Origin of the sequence: Shewanella sp. M-Br, assembly GCF_036245925.1 — a bacterium.
GTDB lineage: Bacteria > Pseudomonadota > Gammaproteobacteria > Enterobacterales > Shewanellaceae > Shewanella > Shewanella oncorhynchi.
The window spans coordinates 114,520-140,547 of record NZ_BJBV01000007.1 but is presented as its reverse complement, the minus strand read 5'-3'; the positions used below and the strand labels follow the sequence as shown (position 1 = coordinate 140,547).

The window sequence follows — 26,028 nt, the reverse complement described above, 5'->3', positions numbered from 1 at the left end:
TATGCCTACTCTCCGAGCTTATTTGGCTCCACTCGGTTTACTGTGTTTAAGTTCATGCTTAGTCGCATGCACTACGGCAAATGAACCGACACCCGCGCAGGCCCCCGCTTCAAGCACCCCAGTGGCTCCCGCAGTGGATAAAGTACTAGTACCCGCAACTCCCGCTGAGCTCAAAGAAGAGTTTATCCAAGCTCAAGTAAAACAAGGTTTTACTCGGACAGAAGTGCTCGCTTTTCTAGACAAAGCAAAATACAACCAAGGGGTTATCGATGCGATGACCCGTCCATGGGAAGCAAAACCTTGGCATGTGTATTACCCGATTTTTTTAACAGAAAAACGTCTTGATGCTGGGCTCGCTTTTTGGAAAAAACACGAGAAAACCATTGCTAAAGCGGCGGCTAAGTACCAAGTCGACCCACAGATTATCGTCGCCATTATTGGGATTGAAACCTTCTACGGTCAGTTCACAGGTAATTACCCCGTAATTGATTCCCTCTATACCTTAGGTTTTCACTATCCGCCTCGCGCCACCTTTTTTCGCAAGGAATTTGGTGAGTTGATGAAATTAGTCAAAGAAGAACACTTAGATATCAATACCCTCAAAGGCTCCTATGCGGGTGCCATGGGTTATGGGCAGTTTATTCCCTCAAGTTACCGCCATTACGCCGTCGATTTCGATAACAGTGGTAACCGCGATTTATTGCAAAGCCCAGAGGATGCGATTGGCAGTGTCGCCAATTATTTCCATGAACACGGTTGGCAAGCCAATGCACCCGTTGCTTTGCCGCTGGTCAATAGCAGCCAAACAGCGCCAAAAGCGAAAGTATGGGCAGGCGAAAAGCTCAATTATAAAGTCGCCAATATTCTAACGCCAACCTTGTCATTGGCTGATGCGAGGGACTTGGATGTCTCGCAAAAAGCCTTACTCATTAAACTGGAACAAGCCGATCACGATGATTATTGGCTTGGCTTAAACAATTTTTATGTAATCACTCGCTATAATCGCAGTCCTTTGTATTCAATGGCCGTTTATCAATTTAGCCAACAATTAAAGGAACAGCATGCCGCTAAGAAATAATCTTTTACAGCTTGTCGCTTTGGTTGCGTGCTTCACACTTGTTGCGTGTTCTTCGAGCCCAAACCAAGCTAGCTCCAGCACAAACAAAAAAAATATGGACCCCAACAAGGGGCGCTATTCGCTAAAGAATGACAAGCTGCCACTCAATCCACCCAATGTGGACCATGTGCCAAATGCCACGCCTAAGTACGAGCCCTATAGTCGCCGCGGTAACAAGCCCTATACAGTTTACGGCGAGTCTTACACTGTGATGAACACAGGCCAAGGTTTTAGTGAAACGGGCCGTGCCTCATGGTACGGTGAAAAATTTCATGGCTATGAGACATCTAATGGCGAACCCTATGACATGTATTCCATGTCAGGTGCCCATAAAACGCTACCACTGCCAAGTTATGCTCGGATCACTAACTTAGATAACAATAAGCAAGTGATCATTCGTATCAACGATCGCGGGCCATTCCACTCAGACCGTATTCTCGACGTCTCCTACGCCGCCGCCTATAAACTCGGCATGCTCGGCAAAGGAACCGCGCGGATCAAACTCGATGTGGTGTATGTCGGCAGTGTCGCGGCCACTAATTCGGCTATTGCCAGCGCGCAAGATACAGGTAATCATTACATTCAGTTAGTCGCATCGAAAGATAAAGCCAAACTCAATACCATGGCGAAAAATCTGGAGCGAAAATATCAGGTAAAGACCCGTGTACAAGCCGCAAACAATATGTTTAGACTACAGCTCGGCCCCATAGGCCAACCTGAATTAGCAGACAAACTGCTCAATAACGTCCAGCAAAATGGGTTTCCTGAGGGCTATATAGTCCATGAGTAATGACTGTTTGCTCGGACCAGAATTGATTTAAAAATAGAGATGAAGGAACCTTCACTAAAACCCACAGTCAGAAAGTGGTACACTGTTGGAGATCTTCTCGAATCCTTTCCATTTAATACAACCAAAAGACGTGCCAAGTTAATGATGAATTTTGTAAAAAGTCCCATTAAAACATTGCTGCTAATTTCCAGTGTGTCTCTCCCCGTTTATGCTGCGCAGCCTATTATTACACCTGATGCACCAGCAGTGGCCGCCAAGGCTTTCGTCTTGATGGATTATAATTCGGGCCAGATTATCGCTGAGAGTAACGCTTATGAAAGCCTTAACCCAGCCAGCCTAACTAAAATGATGACCAGCTATGTCATAGGTCAAGAAATCAAAGCGGGCAATGTCTCGGTCGATGATGATGTGACTATCAGTAAAAATGCCTGGTCTAAAAACTTCTCTGACTCCTCGAAGATGTTCATTGAAGTCGGTACTACCGTTAAAGTTGGGGATTTAAACCGCGGTATCATCATCCAATCGGGTAACGATGCGTGTGTGGCTATGGCAGAGCATATCGCTGGCACCGAAGGTGCCTTCGTTGACATGATGAACTCATGGACAAAACAGCTGGGTATGCGTGACAGTTACTTCGAAAACTCCCATGGATTAGACTCAGAAAACCACAAAACAACCGCCTATGATATGGCATTGTTAGGTGCAGCCTTAATCCGCGACGTTCCAGAAGAATACCGCATCTATAGCGAAAAATTTTATACCTTCAACGGTATCAAACAATATAACCGTAATGGTTTGTTGTGGGATAACAGCATGAGCGTGGACGGTATCAAGACAGGCCACACCTCTGGTGCAGGTTATAACTTAGTGGCATCTGCAACCAAAGATGGCATGCGTTTGATTTCTGTGGTTCTAGGTACTCAAAGTGAATCAGCCCGTAAAGCTGAAAGTAAAAAGTTACTGACCTATGGCTTCCGTTTCTTTGAAACTGTCACGCCTTACAAAGCGGGTGATAGCTTCACAACCCAACAAATATGGTACGGTGATAAGAGCACAGTTGATTTAGGCGTCGCAACTGATACACCTATTACAATCAGCCGTGGCCGCGGTAAAGACTTGAAAGCAAACTTCGAGTTGACTAAGCCATTAGATGCACCGTTGAAAAAAGGTGAAACTGTAGGCCGTCTATTCTTCCAACTTGATGGTAAAGACATTGCCCAATTCCCACTGGTGACGTTGCAAGAAGTCAACGAAGGTAGCTGGTTTAGTAAATTAGTCGATTACTTTAAGCAGATGTTTTCTGGATGGTTTAGCTAAGCTAAGTCCCATAAATAAAGCCACCTTAGGGTGGCTTTATTTTTTTGGGGAGTGCATCGCCCTTGAATCGGGTATAATCGCCACCATATATATCCCAATATAGCCGCTAAGAGTACTGAGTATGTTAGACACTAAATTTGATGAACTGATGGATTTCCCTTGCGCATTTCCTTTTAAGGTCGTCGGTGAAGCCCACGAAACGCTAACTGACAAAGTCGTGGCTGTGGTACAAAAACATGCACCGGGTGATTATTCACCTTCGACAAAAACGTCGAGCAAAGGTAGCTATCACTCCATTACTATCCGCGTGACAGTGACAAGCAAAGACCATATCGAAATTTTGTACACTGAACTTGCCGCTATCGAAGGCGTACGCCGCGTACTATAAATATTCCTCAAGGCCATGAAATGTGATCTGTCTTACATTTATGGCCAAGAGGCGTATAATAGCGCCACTCAATTCTAAGGGGAGAGGTTGCCCTTGCAAGACACGACTTTGCACATTCGGCATCTTGGAAAACAAGATTACGAATCAGTGTGGCATGCCATGCAGCACTACACTGACACGCGTAATAGTGAGAGCCCAGATGAGCTGTGGATAGTAGAACACCCACCCGTGTTTACCCAAGGCCAAGCTGGTAAAAGCGAGCATATTTTGAATGCTGGCGATATTCCTGTGATCCAAGTGGACCGTGGTGGCCAAGTCACTTACCACGGCCCTGGACAACTAGTGGTATATCCTCTTCTCGACATAAAACGTAGTAAAGTCGGCGTGCGTCAACTCGTTACTCATATAGAGCAAAGCATTGTCGATATGCTCGCCAAGTACGACATTAACGCTTATGCCAAGGCCGATGCGCCGGGCGTATATGTGGATGAACGTAAAATTGCCTCCCTCGGATTACGCATTCGTAAAGGCTGTTCATTCCATGGATTAGCCCTTAATGTCGATATGGATTTAGCACCATTTCGCCGCATCAACCCTTGTGGTTATGCCGGTCTTGAAATGGTGCAATGCAAAGCACTTGGCGGACCACAAACCGTGATTGAAGCGGGCGAGCAACTTACTATTACTTTTAGCCAATTACTGGGCTATCAACACCTAGTTCATCATCAAGGATTAGCAGCGTCATGAATAGGCCTGAACGTTTACAACCCGGAGTAAAACTAAGAGATGCCGATAAAGTGTCTCGTATTCCGGTCAAAATCGTCCCATCAGAGCGCGACACTATGTTGCGTAAACCCGATTGGTTACGGGTTAAACTGCCGGCATCGAATCAACGCATTTTAGACATCAAGCAAGCGCTGCGTAAAAATGGCCTGCACTCTGTCTGTGAAGAAGCCTCTTGCCCTAACCTCGCGGAATGCTTCAACCACGGCACAGCAACCTTTATGATTTTGGGTGCGATTTGTACTCGTCGTTGCCCATTCTGCGACGTGGCCCATGGTCGTCCGCTTAAGCCTGATGCTGAAGAGCCAGTTAAATTGGCGCAAACTATCCGCGATATGAAGCTGAAATATGTGGTGATTACCTCTGTAGATCGTGACGATTTACGTGATGGTGGCGCCCAGCATTTTGCCGATTGTATTCGTGAGATCCGCAAACTAAATCCTGACATCAAGATCGAAACCTTAGTGCCTGATTTCCGTGGTCGTATCGATGCTGCCTTAGATATTTTATCGACTGAGCCGCCTGATGTGTTTAACCACAACTTAGAAACGGCGCCCATGCATTATCGTAAAGCGCGCCCAGGTGCGAATTACCAATGGTCGCTCGATCTGCTAAAACGCTTTAAAGAACGTCATCCAAATGTGCCAACTAAATCAGGCCTGATGATGGGACTGGGTGAAACCAACGAAGAGATCGCTCAAGTGCTGCGTGATCTGCGAGAACATAAGGTTGAAATGCTGACCTTAGGCCAATACCTACAGCCATCTAAGTTCCATTTGCCGGTTGAACGTTATGTGCCACCAGCCGAGTTTGATGAGCTTAAAGCCTTAGCCGATGAGTTAGGTTTTACCCATGCAGCCTGTGGCCCATTAGTGCGCTCAAGCTACCATGCGGACCTGCAAGCCCAAGGTAAAGAAGTGAAATAACCTTCTTGCTTAGATGCGGATAACCTTGATGCAAACTTCAGATGATGCTGAGTTTTAGTGATATAGAGTTCAGGGTTATTAAAATAGAAAAACAGCGCCTTAGGCGCTGTTTTTTATTGGCTGTTTTTATGGCAGTTGTTTATGAAGAGTGGTTCGTATAGCTGTCGTTTTACGACATGAATGCTAATGCTCAGCTTATTCTTGGGTTATCGCTAAATCCATCAAGATAGCATCTTCTTTACCGCCCTCTATCGGGTAGTAACCTTTACGTCGTCCCGATTCAATAAAGCCAGCCTGTTGATATAAAGCACGGGCGGCAAGATTAGACTCTCGCACTTCTAACATAAGCACCACAGCGCCCGATACCTTGGCCGATATCATCACAGCCTTAAGTAATAACTTGCCGTAACCTTTGCCCTGCTGACTCGGTAATAGGCAAATATCCAATAAAGTCACTTCATCGATAATTTGCTGCACTATCGCAAACCCTAAGAGTCCTTCGACGTGATAAGTATCTGAATCCGAAACGACGTCAATATTTGCCTCAGTATTTACATCTACCTCTAAGTTAACACTCAGCTTTAAACCTAGGACACGGTACAAGTGACCAAAACAATCGGCAAGATTCCCCTCACTCATGGGATGGCTATGGGCCAAGGATTCAAGCTGCGCCATTTGGGGAACATCTTCAAGCGTGAGAGCCACAAGCTCAACAGGCAAACCTGCTGTCAATTGTGCTGCAAATTGTGTTGTGAATAGACTATCTACTGGTGGGATGTTCAACGCCGGTATTCCAAAGTATTGGTTATTAATGTATTTACGAGTAGAGCTTAAGACTTGCTTGGCGCTTGGCCGCTAACTTGGTCGCGCCATTGGTAAATCTGCTGCCAGAGCGCGCTTTTAGCCTGCCAACCCACCAATAAATCGGCCAACGGCTCAGACACTAACCATGCGGTACGTGGCCTGACTTTGTGACGTCGCAGATCCCAAACGATCTGTTTACCCGTATGGGGCTCACAGTCAAAATCACATTCGTCACGCTTTATGTCGATAAGCGTTAGCACAGCGTCAATAAGCGGCTCTGCTTCTGGTAACTCACCGTTTTCATCCCAAATCACTAAATAAGGTTTCACCTTAGTGTCGCGCACTCGCCAAGTTGTCACATTCATGGCGGTTAAATAGGCTGATTTATTCATTAGGGTCAGTTTTATTCAATTAAAGTATCGACTCACAATATGCCGCTAGGATAGCAGTTCTGCCATGGCATTGTTACTGCGGCACGGCGAAAGGAGATGATATCTGGCTTTATCGCTTACGAGATTTAACACTCGAAAGTTCAATCGGATTTATAGATTTACAAAATCTAATTTACTCATTTTACATTTAATATCAGAAGATTAGACTAAACACACTCAGTAAGACAATAGAAGGAAAACGCCATGATTAACATAGGTATCAATCAAGCTCACAGAGAAGAAATCGCCGCAGGGCTAAACCAACTATTGGCTGACAGCTACAGTCTTTACCTTAAGACCCATAGCTTTCACTGGAACGTTACTGGCCCAATGTTCACTAGCTTACACTTGCTATTTGAACAGCAGTATACCGAACTTGCCCTTGCGGTCGACCTTATCGCAGAGCGTGTACGTGCATTAGGCGCCAGAGCACTCGGTTCATATTCAGCTTATGCTGCGCTGACCGAGATAAAAGAAGATCAAGGTGTCACTCAAGCCGAAACCATGATCCGCGAACTATTAAGCGATCAGGAGCTAGTGATCCGCAATGCCAGAGCCTTGTATCCGCTGGTGAATCAAGCGAATGATGAAGCGACTGCGGACTTGCTCACCCAGCGCATCCAACTGCATGAAAAAAATGCCTGGATGCTACGCAGCTTACTCGCAGAATAATCGCTAAATAGATTATTGCTCTGACCAAAGCAAAAAAGTCGCCAAGTAAACACTTGGCGACTTTTGCCTTTAAAGCTTGATCAAACAGAATAGATTAGAGGTACTTAATCCAAGCCTGAGTGCTGTGCTTTTTATATTCGCTAAATCGCTTAACGGGATAATACAATGCGATGGCTAACACGCCCGCGATAAACCAAACCCATCCTATATTGCTCACGCCAAAGTACTCACCATGGTTTGCGCCAAAGATGAATTTCGCTAAAGTATAAAGCAGTAACAGCACGTACAAATGTAAGATATAGAAGAACATAGGGACTGAGCCAAACACAGACAACCCATGGCCCACTCGCGCCAATCCCCCTCCCACTTTCCCACTTGATGCAAAATACCGCTCAAAGGCCACTAAGCAAAAGAACATGCCGCCTAAGGTCACCAGTAAAAAGCTTAATGATGGCGGGTATTTCGTTAAATTGAATACCGACATCAAGGTTTCACCTAAATGTGCCCCCGACTGCCAAGGCAAGGTTTCGCCATAAAGGTTAAACCCACGTAGCACCGCAAAAAGTACCCAACAGCTGATCCCTAAAAACAACAGCTTTTGCTGGCGAGCCGATGCATCAAGATGGCTTCCGTTCGGCTTATTACTAAAAAGTGGCCCTGCAACATAACCCAGTAAGATCACCCCAATCCAAGGCAGCACGGGATAACTCACCTTAACCCTAAGCGCACCTTCGCTGACGAGATAACCGCGGTCGTGCAATATAGTCCACAGACCGTAAGCCCCCTCATTGGGCTGAAAACCAATTGGCGTCAACAGATTATGGCCAAAAACAATCGCAAATCCTAAAAGGGCCATCCAAGGTCTAGGTAGGTTTATCAGCGCAGCGAGCGCTAACATACTCAGACCAATCACCCAAATCACCTGTAACCAAAGGGTGTAATAGCTGACCATCCAAGAGAGGTTAGAGAAGTTAATCACTAAAATTTCCAGTGCGATTAAAAACAGCCCGCGTTTAATCAAAAACATACGTGCTGAACGTGGCTCGCCATGGCTACGATTGGCATAAAGCCATGCAGAAACCCCGGTTAAGAACACAAAGACCGGCGCACAAAAATGGGCGGCAAAGCGACTCACAAAAAGCCCCCAAGAGGTCGAACTCAAATCCATAGGATCGCTCACCTGCATGTGAAAGAAAAACCGCTCCCGCACATGGTCGAGTAACATGATAAGCATCACGGCGCCGCGCATCATATCGATACTATTAATCCGGGTGCGGCCAACAGAACGACCCAGTTCTTGCTCGGCAAAACCTGAAGATAACGCTGGGTTAGCACTGATATTAGAACTCATAGCTGACACTCACTTTAATGCTACGTGGCTCACCCGGCACGGCCCAAAGAGCGGAATAGCTACTTGCGATGTAATGTTCATCCAGTAAGTTATCCAGATTCACTCCAAGGCTTAAGTTGTCGCTTAAGTGGGTGCTCATAAACAACCCAAGTAACTGATAAGAAGGCAATTGAAAACTCGGATCGGCAGAATCACCGAGGCGCGAATCCACATAACGCCAGCTAAGCCCTAGATGACCATCAATAGAAAGCCTATTCAAATCCTGTTTCAGAATCACACTCGCGGTATACTTTGGCACATTCACCAGTGGACTGCCTGCAGGAATGAGCACGCCCCAATCAGGATTCAAGCTGTCATTGGCGGTACGGGTATTAAGATAGGCATAGGATAATTTTGCTTGTAAATCCTCCGTCAGTTCGGCGGCTAAATCGAGTTCAACCCCGCTACTTTTAGCTTTACCTAAGGTGGCAGAAAAACCAACATTGATAGGATCTGAGGTCAAGATATTGCTCTTTTGAGCATCGAACACGGCTAAACTACCGTTTATAGGAAGATCGTTTAACCAAGTACCATTAAACTTCATCCCCAGTTCAACCGACTGACTCTCTTCCGCTTCGAAGGGCTGACCCGCAAAGTCAGTTCCAGAAAGCGGTAAAAAGCCTTCAGAATAAGAGCTATAGAAACTTAAGACATCGGACCATAAATACACCAGACCCACCTTGGGGCTGACTCGACTATCGGTTTGTTCTGACAGAGTATCTTTCGCGACTTCACTGATATCTTGCTGATAACTATCGAACCTTAGCCCAAGGTGCAACTTCCACTTTTCAGTTAAATCCATTTGATCTTGCAGATAGGTCCCCCACGCCTTTTGAGTCTCGTTATTCTCATACAACAAACTCACCTCTGGCTGAGGCCCACCGTATTGAGGGGTATAGATATCGATGGCGTATTCACCTTTTTTGCCCCGATAACGATACAGTCCCGTCTTCAAATTGTAGTGATAGGCATCGGCACCAAGCAGCAAATTATGACGAATAAAACCCGTATCCACATGACCACTTAACTCTAGACGCAGTGAATTATCCTCAGAGGCGTAGTCACGATATCTGTGCTGCCTAGTCAGCGTGCGACCATCATCAAATAGCGATTGTCGCCCCTTTGCTAACTCGGCATCAGACGAATACCCCTTCAAGCTAGAGTCTCGGTAGTTATAGCCAGCAGTTAATGACCAATCATCATTTAATTCATAGTCATAGGTCAGCTGATGCCCTGTGGCATTCACCTCCGTTGCGCCATCATTAGGTTCACCTAAATAACGCGAGCGGGGTACGGTATTAATATCGTTATTGAGCACAATAATGCCGCGATCGAATAGCTGTTCCTGCTTGAGATATTCCATTTCATACAGCAAGGAAGCTTTTTCGGAAATCTGCCAACGCACAGACGGCGTAACGATTTTTTTATCGCTAAACACATAATCACGAAAACTATCGTGTTCCTGCCAAGCGCCATTAATCCGAAATGCCAAGTTATCGGTTAAACCTGAGGTCACATCACCTTCTAACCGATATTGGTCGAAACTCCCAGCCGATGCTTTTAAATAACCACTGGTTTCATATTGGGGTTTCTTAGTGACGATATTAACTGTGCCACCGGGTTCCGAGCGGCCATAAAGTGCCGAACCTGGGCCTTTTAAAATCTCGACATAGGCAACGTTTGATAAATCTCTATGACCACTAAAACCTCGGCCACCATTAAAGCCATTGATTAAATACCCCGATGGCATGTTTTCGTTGCCCGGAAAGCCGCGTAGGGAAAAACTATCCCATAAACCACCGCCATTGTTTTGCCGCGCCACACTCGCGGAATAGTCCAGTACATCTTGAAACCGCGTCAGCCCCGCGTCTTTTATCAATTGCTCGTCTAACACACTGATCGCTTGGGGAAGTTCAGTTGAGGACACATTGCCACGATAGGCTTGGCGATAGTGGATACTTAAACGTTCAATATCAGTGTCAAGCACTGCGTCACTCACAGTATCAATAGCTTGTGAACTCGATTGACTGCTTTCTGCGGCCAACAGCATTGAAATAGGATTGAGCACAAACAAGGCACCCAGCAACAGCGCAGTGCGCTTAGGGACATAAAAAGAAGTCATTTTCACTCCGAAAATAAACAGCATCGGCGCCTTAGCTAAGCCAAGGCGCTCAAAGTTAATTAAGATAAATTGAATAAACAGTAACTTATGCTGTTATGGGCGGAGCACGACTATTGAAGAAACGACTAAAAGGTCGCTTAAAGGAAACGGCCTGAAACTCAACCGAGATATAACCCTGCTGAGCGAGTTGAAAATGAAAGGGTGTACTGGTTAGCGCATGTTGCAACTGGTGCTGATGTAAGCACAGCGAACAATTGGCCTTAGAGTCTTCACTAGCATGAGAAACACTGTGAACAGCAATGGCAACAGACAATAGCACCAATATGGCAGCAAGCCATATCGCTAGGGTGCGTCTTGTTTGTATCACACTATTCAAACCCTACTTCCTCAGATAATTTGGCAGGCGATTGTATGTTAAGCACTACTAAAGTTGCAAACCGATTTACCTAAGCCGTAGGGCTTAAATGTTACAAGAGGTAACTTATCTCATGAGTCATTAGCTATGCCGTCCATAGACTATTTGCAGTCTGCTACTTTACATAACCCTTTAACACATCATCAATCATGATATTAAGGGATGTTATTCCGGCCCCTGTTATATACCAAGCCTCTGGATCTACAAAGATGACATTCCCCGTCTTCCAAGCATTAGTCTCGCGCAATATAGGGTTATCTATAGACTGTTTATCCAATACAGGGCTTCGCTCCATCACTGCGGTTCTGTCGACGACATAAATAATGTCGGGATTGTTTTCAAGAATAAACTCGCTTGATACAGGTTGACCGTGCAATCCCATCTGCTCTGATAAGCTAGCGGGTTTAACCCCTAGTGCACTGTAAATGAAACCATAGCGAGAACGAATACCTAAAAATCGAAAAGCGCCATTATTATGTAGCACCACCAAGGCTTTTTCTGGCCTGTCCTTAATGACCATTCTGGCGGCTTGGATCTTAGTTTCCAGTTCATCCACTTTATGTTTTGCTAAGGTTTGCTTATCGAATAATTTACCCAGCATCAATAAGTGTTTTGTGACTATATCAAAGTAATCGCTGTTGCTGTCTTGATAATCAATATCCAAATGAATGGTTGGTGCCAAATTGGAAAGCGCTTGATAATGACTAGCTTGAACGGATGACATCAGCACCAAATCGGGTTTAAGTGCATAAATACGTTCCATATTGGGTTGAACGATAGCACCTAAATCAACGATATCACTATTGTTGCTGTAGTCTTTCAGGTAGTAAGGAACAAAATCCTTTGGCATACCGACAATGGGAATACCCAACTGTTCGAGATAGTCGACTTCATTCATATCTAGGGCCGCAACACGTACTGGCCGTTTTGTAATAACAGTAGTGCCCAGCTTATGCTCTACCTCTATCGGGGCAAACTCCAACTCAGCCGTTGAAGCACTCGTATCCGATGATGCAAGCTGTACTGATTCGGTTTTATTGTCGCAGGCCAGCAAAAAAGCCGAGCTAAATAACAGAATCGCTATCACTTTAGTCCCACTTCTACATTTCGACGTCACTTGTATTCTCCTTGTAAGTTGAAGTTGAAATAGTTACATACTGTTCCTTGACTCGTTTTCAGCACCTCAAGATCCAGTTCGTACAGTGCTTTTAACCTTTGTGCTGTGACGACCTCTTCAACGGGTCCAGCGCAGTGCACAACGCCTTGCTTCATACCGACAATATAGTCGGAGTAGTTAGCCGCAAAATTGATATCGTGAACCACTAACACTACCGTTCGTTTGTAATCGTCACACAGATGGCGAAGTGCCCGCATTATGCTAACGGCATGTTTCATATCCAGATTGTTGAGCGGTTCATCTAACAATAAATAATCCGTTTGCTGCGCAATCGCCATTGCCAGAAAAGCCATTTGGCGTTGTCCGCCGCTAAGTTCATCAATAAATACATTGGCTAATGACTGTAAAGCTAAAAACGACAGCGCTTCATCAATGGCGCGATGATCTTCCTTTGTGAGTGCCCCTTGGCTATAGGGAAAACGACCAAATGCCACTAACTCCCTGACCGTCAGGCGTAAATTGAGGCTGTTAAACTGACGCATGGTTGCCACTTGCTTGGCATAATCCTTCAAGGGAATATTGTGGATAGCAGTACCTTTGAGTAATACCTCGCCCTGCTGGATATTCAGTAACCGACCAATCGACATCAGTAAGGTACTTTTGCCGGCACCGTTGGGGCCGATAAGAGAAGTCATCTGATGTTCGGGAAATTGTGCAGTGACATTTTTTAGCACAGGTTTCGCGCCATAAGACTGATATAAGTTATTGACGGTTATCACACTGCGCTCCGAGGTTTAAGAATTAAGACAAAGAAATAGGCGCCACAAAATAGATTAATTAACAGCCCAACACTGGTTTGATAATTAAACAGATGCTCAACGAGCATTTGCGCGATCAGAAAAACCGAGATAGCAACGGCGCATCCTGTTATCAAAGTAAATGAGTGCGACGGATGCCTTGCCAGCGCATAGGCCATGTTCGCGACAAATATCCCCATAAAGGCAGTCGGCCCCACTAAACTGGTTGATATTGCGACCAATACCGCGATAAGACCCAATAGCAGGCGCACCACTTTTTGATAATCAATACCAAGAGAGATAGCTTGCTCCCGCCCCATCAGTAATACATCAAGTACAGCACGCACTCTCCAAGCGGCAATACACACGGCACTGACAAGTACTAGAGAGATAAGCAATTGCTCTGGTTGAGCGCGGTTGAACGACGCTAAGCTGTAGCTCTGGAAAATAGAAAACTCACCGGGACTGATAGAATATTGGATTAACTGAGTAAAACTGCCTAACACCACACTGAGCACTAAGCCCACAAGCAGTAGGAAGAACACATCATGTCGATCTCCACTAAATAGCCAGCGGTGAATCACCATTGAGTAAAGCGACATCACCACGACTGAGACAAAGAAATTGCTGTTAGCGGTGATCAGAATACTGCTGCCCGTCCCTAAGATAAGGATCAACAGAGCCTGCAAAATCAAGTAAACCCCTTCATACCCCATGATAGATGGCGTTAAAATGCGATTTCCGGCTAAGGTCTGAAACAGTATCGAAGAAAACGCAATACAGACACCACCAAGGCAAATAGTGCCCAAACGCACCAATCGATTCGGTATGACATAGTCAAAATCAAAGCCTGAGCCCATCAATAAAAATGTGACTGCCAACATAATAGGCTGCCCCCAGCTCAAAAAACGCCATGCACTGTCTTTCATTTGATTTTCCAAACGATAACTAAAAATATGAGTCCACCTAAACAGCTTGCCGTTAGACCTATAGGAATTTCAAAGGGATACAAAACAAGCCGACCAAGCAAGTCACAGATAATCAGTAGCGTTGCGCCAGCAAAGGCGATAATAGGCAAGGTGCGTTTTAAATTATCGCCATAGCGCATAGCGACAAGATTAGGAATAATCAAACCAATAAATGGAATGCTCCCGACTGTGATAACTGTGGTCGCTATAGTCAGGGAAACCAACACTAACCCTAAGATAACTAGGTTGAAATAACTCAGGCCTAGTGTGGTAGCCAAGCCTTCGCCCATTCCTACAATGGTAAAGCGCTGTGCATAAAGGTAGGTCAGTATGACTACGGGAAGGATCAGATAGATGATTTCGTAGTTACCCTGCACGATTTTTGAAAAATCACCCAGCATCCATCCCTGCATACTCTGCATCATATTGTTTTGATAAGCATAAAGTTCCGCTATCGCACTGAGTACACTGCCAAACATAATCCCAATAATTGGAATGAGCACCGGACTCTTATACCGAATACCACGAATAATCAGAATAAAGGCTAAGCTCGCAAGCAGGCAAAAAACCAAAGCCCCCAACATTCTGGCGGTGACCCCCATACTCGGGGTATGAATGATTGAAATTAATATGCCTAGTTTGGCGGCATCAAGCCCGCCACAAGTAGCAGGTTCAACAAACTTGTTTTGCACAATCTGCTGCAATATCACACCACAGACAGCGAGCCCTACACCTGAGCAAATCAAGGCAAAGAGCCGCGGCAAGCGACTCGCAGATAACACCAACCAGACATCATCCGAGAACGTCAGCATCTGCGTCACAGAAGCATACTTTGCGCCTAGCAGCAATGAGGCAAAACAAAGCACAAAAAAGCACGTCAGTGCATAAACCACCTTCACAAACTGATACTTCCTATACGCAATAAATCTTGTACTAATCTGCAGCCGCTATGAGGTTTTCATATCGGCGCGCTATGTTTGAGCCTTATCGGATCCCCCTGCCTTTTGGGCATGGGTAACGGCAATACCCGCTAACACTAAGTCACGTTTTCGCTCCCACCATTTGCGGGCGCCCACCTTCATGATGTCTACCATCGCATTTATCTGCTCAGCTTTATCAGGGAGCTTGGAGGCTTCATCTTCCCAAATTGCGATAATTCGCTCTTTACGTGTCCGACCATCGGCCTCTGGTTTAGTGGTTGACCACCATCCCAAAAAGCACTCCCCCACCATGTCAACTAAGATATCAACGGCAAGCACTGCCTCATCGAGGGAGAAGCCTTTGCGTTGCAGCTTTTCGACCGATTCAGCAAAAGAACGTATACCCGATGACGGCGTAACACTGGCCTGATGGATAGACTCAGCGAGGCCAGGATGACGCTCATACAGTGCCCAAATGGCATCGGTCAATATGATCAATTCGCTCCGCCAATCGGTGGCTGCTGGCGCTCGCCAGTCCAGCTCATTAATTGCAAGCTCAGCGGCAATGGAGATAACGTCATTTCGACCTGCTACGTGATGGTAGAGGGACGAATGATCGACCTTTAAATGCGCCGCTATAGCTGGGATAGTCGCTTGATCAACCCCAATCTCCAACGCAGCTCTGGCGATAGCCTCACGGGAAATACGGCTAGGTCTGCCACGCTGGCGTTTTTGAGTGGGTTGATCCGGTACTTGTGTCATATCGATAAGGTTTCCAAGGCAAAAATGCCATTCTAACCGCTCTTGCTACCCGCTGCATGGCAATACCCAATACAGCGGGTAGAAGCTAGCCGCTAAAACTTCGCCCTAACGCCCACGCCTATTTCTCGTGGTTCAAGTAAATATGCATCCACGCCTCCGGTACTTCTGTCAGCCATTTTTGCCACGGGTGCACGTTCATCCAGCAAATTGCGTGCATAAACAAAGGCTTCAAAATATTGGTTGATTTGATAGGAAGAATTCAGGTTTACCGTAGTGTAAGACCCCACTCTTAACTCAGGCTCATTGGTATCCGTTGAAAAGTATCCATCCGTATGGCGCACATCACCGCTCACTTTGATAGTGTCTGTGATTGAATAGTCAAACCCAACATTGAACATATATCCTGGCGCTTTACTAAACTCGTTGCCGACAAACTCCTCGCCACGGTAGTCATTAAATTCACTTATCTCTGTTTCAAGTAAACCCAGCCCACCATATAGGCTAAAACTATCGACCACTTTAAAGTTCCAATCTAATTCAATCCCATAGCTTTGCGCTTCATCGGCATTAATAATGACAGAACCAAAGGGACGTCCATCGAGGTAATCAGTAACAGAACGTTGTGAATCTTTAAAGCAGGTGTAAAAGAGATTGCTATTTATGATCAAGCGTTGTTCAAGCAGATCGATACGAGTAAAAAGTTCATAGTTCCATGCCGACTCGGCATCGAATGTATAATATTCGCCGCCGCGGAAGTTAATGCCTGTGCCCCCAGGAATATTGCCTTCACTGATCATCGCGCCGATTAAGACGTTATCTGTCAGATCATAGGACAGGGCAACTTTAGGTAATAACGCCGTAAACGTCTCTTCATATTGATGGCGCACATCTGGGATGTAGCTGGCAATACCATCGTGGCTAATTTCATCAGACTGATAACGGAGAGCGCTGGTGAATGCCCACTTAGGTGAGAAGCGCCATATGACTTCACCGTAGGGGGCAAAACTGGTATGTCTCAGGTCGGCGTCGGCATTACCAAATACGTTGTTCAGCTTGTTGTTGGTTTTATCATCCCAGTAGAAGACACCGGCAACCCCACTAAACTCTGAACTCTTGTCACCAAAGTTCAGCCTTATATCATTCGAAAAGTTTTCATTATCTCGTTTTGCGATCCCTTGATAAGGTGCTGCAAATCGATAATCAAACTGCCCTTCTGAATACTGCAGTTGGTTTTGCAACTTCATCCCATTGTCGAACACATATTCAAGATCAAAAATTCCGACATGATTGCTGACTTCTTGATTGTCCTGAAAAATTGAACGATTTTCTAAGTCATCATAGGGTTCTGATACCACCTCGTTTCTGGGACGTTTAGCCTCAGTGGAGGAATAAGTCAGCATGGCAGAAAAGTTGCTGTATTTTTCGGGTTCCCATAGCAACTTCGCCCGTAGATTTTGGTTTTTAAACTCAAAATCCAAATCATGGGCAGTAAACTCTGGGTTAACGTAATCAACAAAGGTATCTCTAGCACTGTAATCTGCGCTAATTCTTGCGGCAAAGTCATTACTGAGCGCACCGGACGCCATGACCGAAAAGCGCTGCTTATTTCGACTGCCATAAAGTGCTTGCGCTGCAAATTCTGACGTATAAGTGGGGTTATGGGTATGGATGACTACAGCGCCAGCAATACTGTTGGCTCCTTGACTGGTCGTTTGCGGACCACGGTAAACTTCAATAGACGACACATCCCACACGCCAGCGGCACCTAAATCCAGTTCTGCGGGGCTCAGATATTTACCATCAACACTGATAGTTGCCCCGGGTACAGGCTTAGATAAATAGGCATTACCCGCTGCAACAGGCCCTTTAGTATCTGTTCCGCGGATAATGGGCGCATCGGTATTTCCGGCATAAATTAAGTTTGGCGTACCGCCGAGAATTTCAGAGATCGTTGATTGGTCCGCATTTTTCCTCAACTGTTCTTCAGTGATCACTGTCACTGAGCTCGCCGTTTCCTTCAGCGTGCGCTCGATTTTCTGACCGTAAACTGTGATGACTTCAATATTTCCCGCTGCATCTTGTTGCTTGGATTGCTTATCTGGAGCAGTTCCACTGTCAGCAATAGTTGAGCCTGAAATAGCGCTAAGCCCCAGCGCAAGAGAACCGATAACCCACTTTGATTGTGGGTAAAACTTACCAAATCGGGGCATGTTTAATAACTCCCTATACGAAAGATTTATTGCCAATGAGAATAGTTATCAATTATATTATCGCCGTTCAAAACATTTATCAACACTGTGTTTATAAATAAAAATGACCGCTTAATATGGTCGCCATCTCATGGCGGTTCAATTTTTATGAAACAAGGAATTTGGCTCGTGGATGTTCATTTGCCCATAAACTCTGGCACTCAGACTATTTTTTACTCTGCAATATCAAGACTTCATCGCTTCATTGGCCTTGTGTTAATCACACTTTCCAGACCGAAGCCCAGCCTGTTCCACTTCGATTTTTTAGGTGAACATTAAAATGCAGCGACTTTTCAGTCCCACTTCAACATTAGCCTTCGCCCTACGTCCGGCTATTCCCGCACTCACTTTCGGAATGCTGCTAGCGGTAGGTGCTGGCGTGACGACACTAGGTGCACTCTGGTGCATGATTCAACTTATTGCTGGTCATCATTCACTATGGTTAGCGGGGGCGCTCATATTTGGGGTCGTGTCAGCGTTGCTATCAGCTGGCGCATCTTGGGTTAACCACAATGCTGAGGCGCAATTTTCTGGAAGATTAAGGCGTCATGTTGCAGCGCATCTTGTCAGGTTGCCACCAAGCACCTTGGCAAAATATAAGGGCGAAAAGTTAAAGCGATTAATGGTCGATGACATAGCGTCATTGCATCATATGATCGCGCATTTACCCTCAGAATTAGCGACCTTTATCATTGCCCCTGCCATCACTATTGGTTTGCTGATCTTAAGTGCGGGCTTAGTGGCATTACTTGCCCTTATACCAGGCCTAGTCGCAGCGCTTTTCTATTTGGTGGTGATCCCAAGGCTTGCTGCAAAACAGGGTGAAGCACGAGTCAATGTGATGGGAAATATCACTGCCGCGGTGGATGACTACGCCCGTGGTGCGCCTGTATTTCGCATTTATGGCGCACAAACTGGTGCCATGGCCGATTACCAAAAGGCAACTAAGCATTTTATTGAGGAGATCATTGAGCGGGTAAGCAAAGTATCAACTTCAGTCGCCGTGGCCACATCACTACTGCAGGCAGTTTGTACTTTTGCCATTGTCTATTCCATCGGGTATGAATGGCCGCCAGAAAACCTTGCTGCCGCCTTGTTCTTCAGTCTGGCCTTAGTCACACCAGCCCTAAAGCTCGGGCATGGGCTCGATTATCTCGCCACGGGCCGCGCTGCCGCTCAGCGGCTAACGGATTTTCTTGAGCAATCGAGAGTTCCTGTTGGTAACGGCAATATTGAGCTTAATACACCTATGCCGCTCACCCTCACGAATGTTGTGCCTTCACTGTCTACAAGCAATCAATCTGTGCCCATTAACTATCAATTTAGATCTGACAGAGTGACGGCAGTTACAGGGATCAGTGGTGTTGGCAAATCCACATTACTGCGCTTATTAGCTGGCATGGAGCAGCTAAATGCCGGAGATATTCGACTCGCTGGTATGGCACTCAAAGAGATGGATGAAGCCTCAATTAATCGCGCGATCATGCTATTACCGCAAAGTGCGGGACTACTGGCAACCTCCATCGCCGACAATCTCGCGCTCACCGCACCTTGTGCCACGGATGACGATTACTTAGCAGCATTACACTGCGCGCAATTGGATAAATCCTTAAATACTCATGCAAGCACACTGTCTGGCGGTGAAATACAACGCGTTAATCTTGCCCGTGTGTTTCTTTCACCCGCTAGGGTGATATTGCTTGATGAACCCACATCGGCCCTAGACAGCGAAACGGCGTTTAACGTGTTTACAGCACTACGCCATCACGCAAAAACAAACCACAAAACCATTGTGATGGTCACCCATGACTTAACGCTTGCCGAGCTGGCGGATGACAAGCTCGCACTCAAGCATCACAGGGAAGGAGAAAGCCAATGATAAATCGTCCCCAAGATTACGCAGCCATAAAGCACTTAATACCTGTTGCCTGCGGTTGGGCTGTGGCGGCCATATTGGAAGCCGCATGCTACATTCAACTGGCTTTAGCCATTATTGAGCAGCAATCACCGCAAAAAGTGCTATCGATTGCCGCAATAACCATACTCACTACAATACTGGCTTCGCGTTCAGGTTTTTGGGCTGGCGCAAGGCTGGCCAATGCGCTCTACAGTGCATTAGGCACGACCATGCAACAAGCTAAACTATCTTGGTTTACACCGAGTGTCAGGACACTACTCATAGAAACTGTCTCTCGAAGTATCCCTGGCTTTATGAGTATTCCGGCACATCAATTTCAGGTATTTATTCATGCACCGCTTATTCCGCTCTGCATTACCTTTGGCATAGGATTGATCGGTGGCATGCCACTGGTACTGATGTTGGCTAGCTTGTTGCTCGTATCATTTGTGATTCAGAGTATGGCGCAACGAGCCCTTGCCCGCGCAGATATGGACCGAAACAACACTGAATTGGCAGCAGATCAGTCAACCCTTGAACTGATCGACCACTTAGAGTTACTGCGCACAGCAGCAGGATATAGCGGCGCAACAACACGGTTGGAGCAAAACTGGCAAACACAAGAAATTGCATTAGAACGAACTAATCGCGCCGCTGCTATAGCAACATTACTGTCGACTATCGCCAGCTTTTTACCTATTGCAGGCATGGCACTCTATCTGGTGTTATCCGGTATAAACAATACAACAATGTTGCTCGCAGTCTTGATGTTGACCATGCGCGCGGCGGCGCCACTTGAGACTCTCGCCGTGGCGGCAATAGGCATTAATGATCAGTTAGCGGCTATTAAACACTATCGACAAGCGACTCATGCGCCAACGCTCAAAGAGCCAAGCCAAGCGCAACAAAAGACACCGCACAATCATACAATCGAATTGAATAACGTAACATTTCCCCCTGCGGTGCAAAATATCAATGCCACTATCGAATCAGGTGAACGCGTGCTGATTTGTGGCCCTAGTGGTTCAGGTAAAACCAGCTTACTTAAGTTATTGATGCGCTTTGATGATCCCACCCTAGGCCTGATCACTTTGGGCAAGGTGCCGCTCACTTCAATCCCTGCTGCTGAACTTGCCCGCTTTTTCGCCTATGTGCCGCAGGATCCACTCATCTTTACAGGCACCATTGCCAGTAACATTCGTATTGGTAACCCTGATGCCGACGATCAAGCCGTAGATAAAGCGGCACGCCAAGTGGCGCTGGATGAAGTATTAGATAGATCAAAACTGGGCATTTACCAAGAAGTCAGCCTGCAAGGCGCAGGGTTATCGGGAGGAGAACGCCAAAGGCTTGCCTTAGCACGCGCGCTTATCAAAAATGCGCCGATTCTGATAATGGATGAGGCCACCTCGGCATTGGATGAAGAGACAGAAAAGCGTGTAGCCAAGGCTATTTGCGAACAGAGTTGTACATTGGTTTTAGTTTCGCATCGAAACCAATCACTTTGGCAGCCAACCAAGATAATAGAATTTCATCAATCAGTTACCTCAAAGTAAGATCGGCTTTCTACGCATTCAAAAACTGAATTACAGATATCTGACACAGATTACAGTGATTAATTTGTCGTTACAGACCAACATCTCAATGAGTTATGTACTGCAGCCGAAATGACATGAATCATTTCGGCTGCAGTTATTGCTCGTGCAAAGGAAGATGAGCATCGCTGTAGAACCGACCAAGCCTTGTTGGCATAACGCTCACTGAATCAAAGCATAAATACTCGAACTTCCTCTCGCTTTTGAGCTTTAAAATCCCTCAAATTATCAGCCACCCGCTAATAAACTAATAACCATATTTTGCGGCAGGGTGCCAATTTTTATTAACATCATCTTCAATAAACTTTTGTTTTTCTTTGATTAAATCCGATTCAATTAACCCTATCGCTTGATGGGCTTTTTCCTTAGTACTGATATCTGGATAGCTAACTTGAGTCACGTTAAGTTGCTTCAATATTCCAGCGAGCAGATGACGTGCTTCGTTCGCTTGTTCGATGGCTTTATCTAAAAGCTGCTTACCTTCTTGTGGATTATGTGCATATAAACCATGTGAAGACATGGCAAAGTCCCAGCGCCACTGACTGTGTCGTATCGCCATAATGGGCTCATTCATATTCTCCCATTTAGCACCTGCATCCCATGCCGCTTTAGCTTCATAGTGGGCTTTGACGAGCAAAGCTTCAACTTCGCGGGCTTTGGTCTCAATCGCTAATTTATTGGCCGCAAGCTTGGTTTCAATTTTGGCTTTACTGCTATGGCAGCCACTGCAACTGTTATCAAAATGCGGTAAGGCTTTATCAACTTTATGGCTAGTAAATTCAACACCTTTTGCATCCTGCTGGGTTGGCATATGACAGGTAATGCAAGTGACACCGACTTCGGCATGTTTACTGCGACTCCAGTGTTCAAACTCAGGATGACGTGCTTTGAGTATGGGCGTTTTCGAAAGAGGATGGATCCATTCGAAGAAGCGGCGAGTGTCATAATATTTTTCAATATCGTCGGCTGTGCTGCCAAAAATCCAGGGAATATTAACAACATTACTTTTTTCCGGACGGAAATAGTAAGTAACATGACACTGACCACATACCTGCGCACCTTGCATATTGGTATCTTGTTTATCGAATGGCAGGTGAATTTTAGCCATAGCCTCTTGGGCATGAGGACGAGGTAAAGTTAACTTATTAGTGCCAGATTCATGGCAATCACTGCAATACACTACGCTTTGGATCTCTTTGCCCAGATCGGTAAAGTTTTTAGCGGAGTATCCTTCAAATCCCAGTTGTTCAATCAATCTAGGGGCATCCGGTGTCTTGCAGGTCCAACAACTGGCGGATAATCCTTTCTCTCCTGCTTTAGGGGGGGGACACCCGTACGTAAAGTATGCGTCACATCAGCAACGGCAAAATGGTGTCCACGTGGGCTATGGTACTCTTTGGCATAGGAAGATCCTGCCCAGAGTATGATGCTGGCGGGATAATTGGCGAGCATATCCTCGCGTTCAACTTGTTCAGAGGTGGCTTGCCAAGATTGATATTGGTTAGGATATTTTTGTTGATTGCTAGTATCGGAAGCCGCTACAGATGTACATGTAGTGATGGCGAGCAAGCAAATCATTTTTAGCAATGTAACTGTTTTCAAATAAGTTTTCACTTTATATCCTTTTGTCCTAACATCAATATTAACCTGGGCGCCCATCGATACGGGGGCGAGAGAGTATCGGCAAGTAGTGCCATACAAACAGTGCAAATGCGATAAACCACCAACTGCCAGCCAACCATAACCAAACTTGGGTGTGGGCCGGAAACCAGATGGGCATTAGCGCCCTGAGCAGTGCCGCTAATGGTAGGCAAATAAATGCCAAGATCATCTTAGGGCCCTCATAAATATTTCGACTTGTGTGCCCGAGTGACACTCTGGAAATCATCGAAAGACACAAGGTAGCCATACAACCAATAGCAAATAGGTGAAGCAAACTGCGATAGGCATATTCATTATCGAGATACCAACTCATGGCAAAGAGGCAAAGAGGCAACATTAAATAGGCAAGATGCAAGGACCACAGCATAGGTTCTTTCAGTGTTTTATGGGGTAACCAGCGTGCAAATCGGACCAGCTGCAAAAGCCCCGCAATGAGCAGTAAGCCTCGCTCGACTTCCAGAGGTATAAGGTGGATGAGTGATTGAATGACGAGCAAGATCATCGTCAGGATCAGCGGGTATTCAATCCAAGTTAAGGGATCTGCTTTAGTGGCCTTAATGCGCATCGCGGTAAAGAATGGAATGACACGCCCACCGACTATGGTGATAAGTAAGGCTAACCACCATAACATCGCCTGCCAGATCTGGTTGGCAAGAATAAAGTCGCGCTCAAAAAGGGCGTAATAGCTGACATTGTTAATCACGAGTGCAGCAAACAACATGATCGGAAAACCAATATTGCGCCATTGCTTCACCTTATAAATACAGCGCCATAGAGTAAGGCTTGCCATACCAAGGAACAAGGAATCAAACAAGGCGGGCAAAATGAGCGGAACTTGCATTGGGAGTAAGAGTAATAATCGTGCCAGTAACCAGCAGCTAAAGGTCAATGCGAGTGGCCATCCCTTTAATGTGGGTTGGTTGGTCCAATTTTGAACGGCAGTCAGCAAAAATCCACACACAATTGCCATAGCGAAACCGAACAGCATTTCATGTGGATGCCACCATAGCGGCAGTATCTTGCTCCAAAAAGATGAAGGGAAAAAGCTATATTGGGGAGTAAACCAAGTTAATAGCCACAAAGGGATATATAGCGCAGCTAATATTGCTCCCCCGAGGAAAAAAGGTCTAAAGCCTAAGCGCCATAACGCATGAGTACGTTCGGTTTGTGTAGGATCATCAATATTTAGCATAGTTGTTAGCCGAGTAGCAGAACGATGATGAACACACTTAAGATGCATTCAATATGACCCTTATATTGTACTGTTATGACCTTCAATTCAAACTAAATCTTAGATTTTGGAACTAAGATCCCAAAGATGAACAAAAAATAAAGTGTCGTGGAATACTCATTTCTGACGGCTAATAGGCTTGATCAATGTACTACGGGCTCATGACGGACAAAGGTTCAATGCAGACTTTTACACAGGTAACGGCACAAACAGTCACACGTTGGTAAATTTTAGATGGGAGAAATACCGTTTTGATTTAAATAACCGTGGCTTTGATTGGCCTATCTTATTTCGAACACAGCCAAGACTTTGATAGCACAGGCAGCTCAATTTATAACGGCGATAACAGTTGCAGATGATTATGTGGTAACTCGCTTTAGCGTCGATTATCAGTCTAAAAACTGGCGGATTAGTCGCTTCGCCAACAACCTATTTGATGAACAAGCATTGACAGTAAATGAGCCTACAAGCCGCAGTTATGTTGAGGGTTACGACAGAAAAATGGAAATAGTACCGGCAATGGGTAGCGTTAAAAAATGGCGAGTTATTCAATCCAAGCAAAATCATTTTTTACGCTTTATTCAACGCAAAAGAAAACGGCTCGCATATTTCTATGCAAGCCGTTGTTTTATTTGGCAGGGGTGGCAGGACTCGAACCCGCAACCATCGGTTTTGGAGGGGGAGATTAAAAACTGTAAAAACAACTTGTTATGTTGCTCTGTTGAAAAATATTTTTTCCAGTTTACTTTATAACTATATGATTCTATTAAAGCTTAAAAAAGAAATTACAACAGTTTACGCAGTTAATTTGGCTTTAGATTCACCCACTGGTCGAAAGGATGTGCTAAACAAGCAGGCTTTAAATGCTACAGGGTAATAATTTTTACACCTAATTCATGTGCTTTCTGCATTTTACCAGTTATCCCATACTCGCCTGTGTTCCCCATAAATAAGTAAGCAGTATTGCGACTCACTGCCCCCATTACGACAGCCCCTTTACTTTCTAACAGAGACTTCATCTCAGCCCTTGGAATTGAAAGTTCACCAGTGATGACCACTTTTAGATTATCAACATTCAGAATATTTATGACCTCGTCAATAGATGCGAACTCTCGTTCAATTTCTTCGATTTTAACTTTCTCTAAAGCTGTCCTTTCTAACTCCTCGCGAGATTTCCATTCAAGCAATTTTTGCTTTATATAAGGAATATCTCCTAAAAGTGACATCGAATCACCTGACAACCGAATACGCCACTCTGCAGAGACGTAACAAATATCACCGTAACGGCAATCGATAGCTCTAATAGAAATTCCATTTTTCGATAAAGCGATAGGGATTACCTGTCGCTCTCCATAATCAGACCATGGGTTATCTACAAGAATCGCATCACCTTGCTTGATACCGAGAAGTTCGAATACCGTCATTTACCACCTCACCAAAAGAGTCTGCAATTAACATTTCGACAATTCATGTCACATAGAAATAGATCTTCAAGTAAATTGCAAGGGTTAATTATAAACTCTCATAATTCCGATGTAGTTTATCCATTTATTTCTGAATAGTTATTAACGCAGGCTTTCTATATTAAACTTACACAAAACTAGCATTCTGACTGGTTTAGAGCTTTTTGGATTGTAAAACAAAACTCTCGCCAATACATTTGCAACAACGCATC

23 protein-coding genes and 1 pseudogene are annotated in these 26,028 nt (G+C 45.3%); 10 read left to right on the top strand and 14 right to left on the bottom strand.

Going from position 1 to position 26,028, the window contains the following annotated elements; all coding sequences use genetic code 11:
- Position 1: 1 nt before the first annotated feature.
- The 6 genes from mltB (at position 2) to lipA (ending at position 5,321) form a co-directional block, all read left to right on the top strand.
- Positions 2 to 1,078 carry a lytic murein transglycosylase B gene (gene mltB / locus AAA952_RS07865; protein WP_105251681.1) on the top strand — a complete coding sequence of 359 codons (1,077 nt, stop codon included), beginning with the start codon at positions 2 to 4 and terminating at the stop codon, positions 1,076 to 1,078.
- Positions 1,062 to 1,907 (top strand): septal ring lytic transglycosylase RlpA family protein, encoded by an 846-nt coding sequence (locus AAA952_RS07860; protein ID WP_168822782.1) that lies wholly within the window; start codon positions 1,062 to 1,064, stop codon positions 1,905 to 1,907. Before mltB ends, AAA952_RS07860 begins: the two co-directional genes overlap by 17 nt.
- Positions 1,908 to 2,048: 141 nt before the next feature.
- On the top strand, positions 2,049 to 3,224 hold the full coding sequence (locus AAA952_RS07855) for a serine hydrolase (protein WP_028761483.1): 1,176 nt from the start codon (positions 2,049 to 2,051) through the stop codon (positions 3,222 to 3,224).
- A 121-nt stretch (positions 3,225 to 3,345) separates the two neighbouring features.
- A complete protein-coding gene (gene ybeD, locus AAA952_RS07850) occupies positions 3,346 to 3,612 on the top strand; it encodes a DUF493 family protein YbeD (RefSeq protein WP_006082758.1) in 267 nt (88 codons plus the stop codon).
- A 93-nt stretch (positions 3,613 to 3,705) separates the two neighbouring features.
- Positions 3,706 to 4,359, top strand: a complete 654-nt coding sequence (gene lipB, locus AAA952_RS07845) for a lipoyl(octanoyl) transferase LipB (RefSeq protein WP_028761484.1) — start codon at positions 3,706 to 3,708, stop codon at positions 4,357 to 4,359.
- A complete protein-coding gene (gene lipA, locus AAA952_RS07840) occupies positions 4,356 to 5,321 on the top strand; it encodes a lipoyl synthase (RefSeq protein WP_028761485.1) in 966 nt (321 codons plus the stop codon). The genes lipB and lipA overlap by 4 nt, the downstream gene beginning before the upstream one ends.
- Before the next feature lie 195 nt (positions 5,322 to 5,516).
- On the opposite strand, the gene AAA952_RS07835 is transcribed toward lipA, so the two are convergent.
- On the bottom strand, positions 5,517 to 6,104 hold the full coding sequence (locus tag AAA952_RS07835) for a GNAT family N-acetyltransferase (RefSeq protein WP_338255865.1): 588 nt from the start codon (positions 6,102 to 6,104) through the stop codon (positions 5,517 to 5,519).
- 47 nt (positions 6,105 to 6,151) lie between these two features.
- The gene (locus AAA952_RS07830; protein WP_028761487.1) at positions 6,152 to 6,517 is read right to left on the bottom strand and encodes a hypothetical protein; all 366 of its coding nucleotides are present in this window, start codon (positions 6,515 to 6,517) and stop codon (positions 6,152 to 6,154) included.
- A 243-nt stretch (positions 6,518 to 6,760) separates the two neighbouring features.
- Here AAA952_RS07830 and dpsA point away from each other — a divergent pair, with 243 nt between their 5' ends.
- Positions 6,761 to 7,228 carry a DNA starvation/stationary phase protection protein DpsA gene (dpsA, locus tag AAA952_RS07825; RefSeq protein WP_028761488.1) on the top strand — a complete coding sequence of 156 codons (468 nt, stop codon included), beginning with the start codon at positions 6,761 to 6,763 and terminating at the stop codon, positions 7,226 to 7,228.
- Positions 7,229 to 7,322: 94 nt separating this feature from the next.
- Here the strand turns inward: dpsA and AAA952_RS07820 are convergent, their stop codons facing one another.
- From AAA952_RS07820 to AAA952_RS07780, 9 genes are all read right to left on the bottom strand, one after another.
- Positions 7,323 to 8,579, bottom strand: coding sequence for a DUF1624 domain-containing protein (locus AAA952_RS07820; protein ID WP_338255862.1), 1,257 nt, complete (start codon positions 8,577 to 8,579; stop codon positions 7,323 to 7,325).
- Entirely contained in the window at positions 8,569 to 10,740 is a 2,172-nt protein-coding gene (locus AAA952_RS07815) for a TonB-dependent siderophore receptor (RefSeq protein ID WP_338255860.1), read from the bottom strand. The genes AAA952_RS07820 and AAA952_RS07815 overlap by 11 nt, the downstream gene beginning before the upstream one ends.
- Before the next feature lie 85 nt (positions 10,741 to 10,825).
- Entirely contained in the window at positions 10,826 to 11,116 is a 291-nt protein-coding gene (locus tag AAA952_RS07810) for a DUF2607 family protein (RefSeq protein ID WP_028761491.1), read from the bottom strand.
- 154 nt (positions 11,117 to 11,270) lie between these two features.
- Entirely contained in the window at positions 11,271 to 12,272 is a 1,002-nt protein-coding gene (locus tag AAA952_RS07805) for a siderophore ABC transporter substrate-binding protein (RefSeq protein ID WP_212599342.1), read from the bottom strand.
- On the bottom strand, positions 12,269 to 13,051 hold the full coding sequence (locus AAA952_RS07800) for an iron ABC transporter ATP-binding protein (protein ID WP_113939275.1): 783 nt from the start codon (positions 13,049 to 13,051) through the stop codon (positions 12,269 to 12,271). The genes AAA952_RS07805 and AAA952_RS07800 overlap by 4 nt, the downstream gene beginning before the upstream one ends.
- Positions 13,048 to 13,998, bottom strand: a complete 951-nt coding sequence (locus AAA952_RS07795) for an iron chelate uptake ABC transporter family permease subunit (RefSeq protein ID WP_338255853.1) — start codon at positions 13,996 to 13,998, stop codon at positions 13,048 to 13,050. The genes AAA952_RS07800 and AAA952_RS07795 overlap by 4 nt, the downstream gene beginning before the upstream one ends.
- Positions 13,995 to 14,903, bottom strand: a complete 909-nt coding sequence (locus AAA952_RS07790; RefSeq protein WP_338255976.1) for an ABC transporter permease — start codon at positions 14,901 to 14,903, stop codon at positions 13,995 to 13,997. The genes AAA952_RS07795 and AAA952_RS07790 overlap by 4 nt, the downstream gene beginning before the upstream one ends.
- Before the next feature lie 105 nt (positions 14,904 to 15,008).
- Positions 15,009 to 15,719, bottom strand: coding sequence for a TetR/AcrR family transcriptional regulator (locus tag AAA952_RS07785; RefSeq protein WP_338255852.1), 711 nt, complete (start codon positions 15,717 to 15,719; stop codon positions 15,009 to 15,011).
- A gap of 92 nt (positions 15,720 to 15,811) precedes the next feature.
- On the bottom strand, positions 15,812 to 17,929 hold the full coding sequence (locus tag AAA952_RS07780) for a TonB-dependent receptor (protein ID WP_338255849.1): 2,118 nt from the start codon (positions 17,927 to 17,929) through the stop codon (positions 15,812 to 15,814).
- A 319-nt stretch (positions 17,930 to 18,248) separates the two neighbouring features.
- On the opposite strand from AAA952_RS07780, the gene AAA952_RS07775 reads away from it, so the two are divergent.
- On the top strand, positions 18,249 to 19,847 hold the full coding sequence (locus AAA952_RS07775) for an ABC transporter ATP-binding protein (protein ID WP_338255846.1): 1,599 nt from the start codon (positions 18,249 to 18,251) through the stop codon (positions 19,845 to 19,847).
- Positions 19,844 to 21,421: an ABC transporter ATP-binding protein gene (locus AAA952_RS07770; protein ID WP_338255844.1), complete on the top strand. Its 1,578-nt coding sequence runs from the start codon at positions 19,844 to 19,846 to the stop codon at positions 21,419 to 21,421. The genes AAA952_RS07775 and AAA952_RS07770 overlap by 4 nt, the downstream gene beginning before the upstream one ends.
- 286 nt (positions 21,422 to 21,707) lie before the next feature.
- On the opposite strand, the pseudogene AAA952_RS07765 reads toward AAA952_RS07770, so the two are convergent.
- Both AAA952_RS07765 and AAA952_RS07760 read right to left on the bottom strand, forming a co-directional pair.
- A pseudogene (locus tag AAA952_RS07765) lies at positions 21,708 to 23,119 on the bottom strand (ammonia-forming cytochrome c nitrite reductase subunit c552).
- On the bottom strand, positions 23,103 to 24,314 hold the full coding sequence (locus AAA952_RS07760) for an NnrS family protein (RefSeq protein ID WP_338255842.1): 1,212 nt from the start codon (positions 24,312 to 24,314) through the stop codon (positions 23,103 to 23,105). The pseudogene AAA952_RS07765 and the gene AAA952_RS07760 overlap by 17 nt, the downstream one beginning before the upstream one ends.
- A gap of 315 nt (positions 24,315 to 24,629) precedes the next feature.
- Between AAA952_RS07760 and AAA952_RS07755 the strand changes: the two genes are divergently transcribed.
- Entirely contained in the window at positions 24,630 to 25,106 is a 477-nt protein-coding gene (locus AAA952_RS07755) for a hypothetical protein (RefSeq protein WP_338255983.1), read from the top strand.
- 113 nt (positions 25,107 to 25,219) lie between these two features.
- Here the strand turns inward: AAA952_RS07755 and AAA952_RS07750 are convergent, their stop codons facing one another.
- Positions 25,220 to 25,777 (bottom strand): BRCT domain-containing protein, encoded by a 558-nt coding sequence (locus AAA952_RS07750; RefSeq protein WP_338255841.1) that lies wholly within the window; start codon positions 25,775 to 25,777, stop codon positions 25,220 to 25,222.
- Between the last annotated feature and the right edge of the window lie 251 nt (positions 25,778 to 26,028).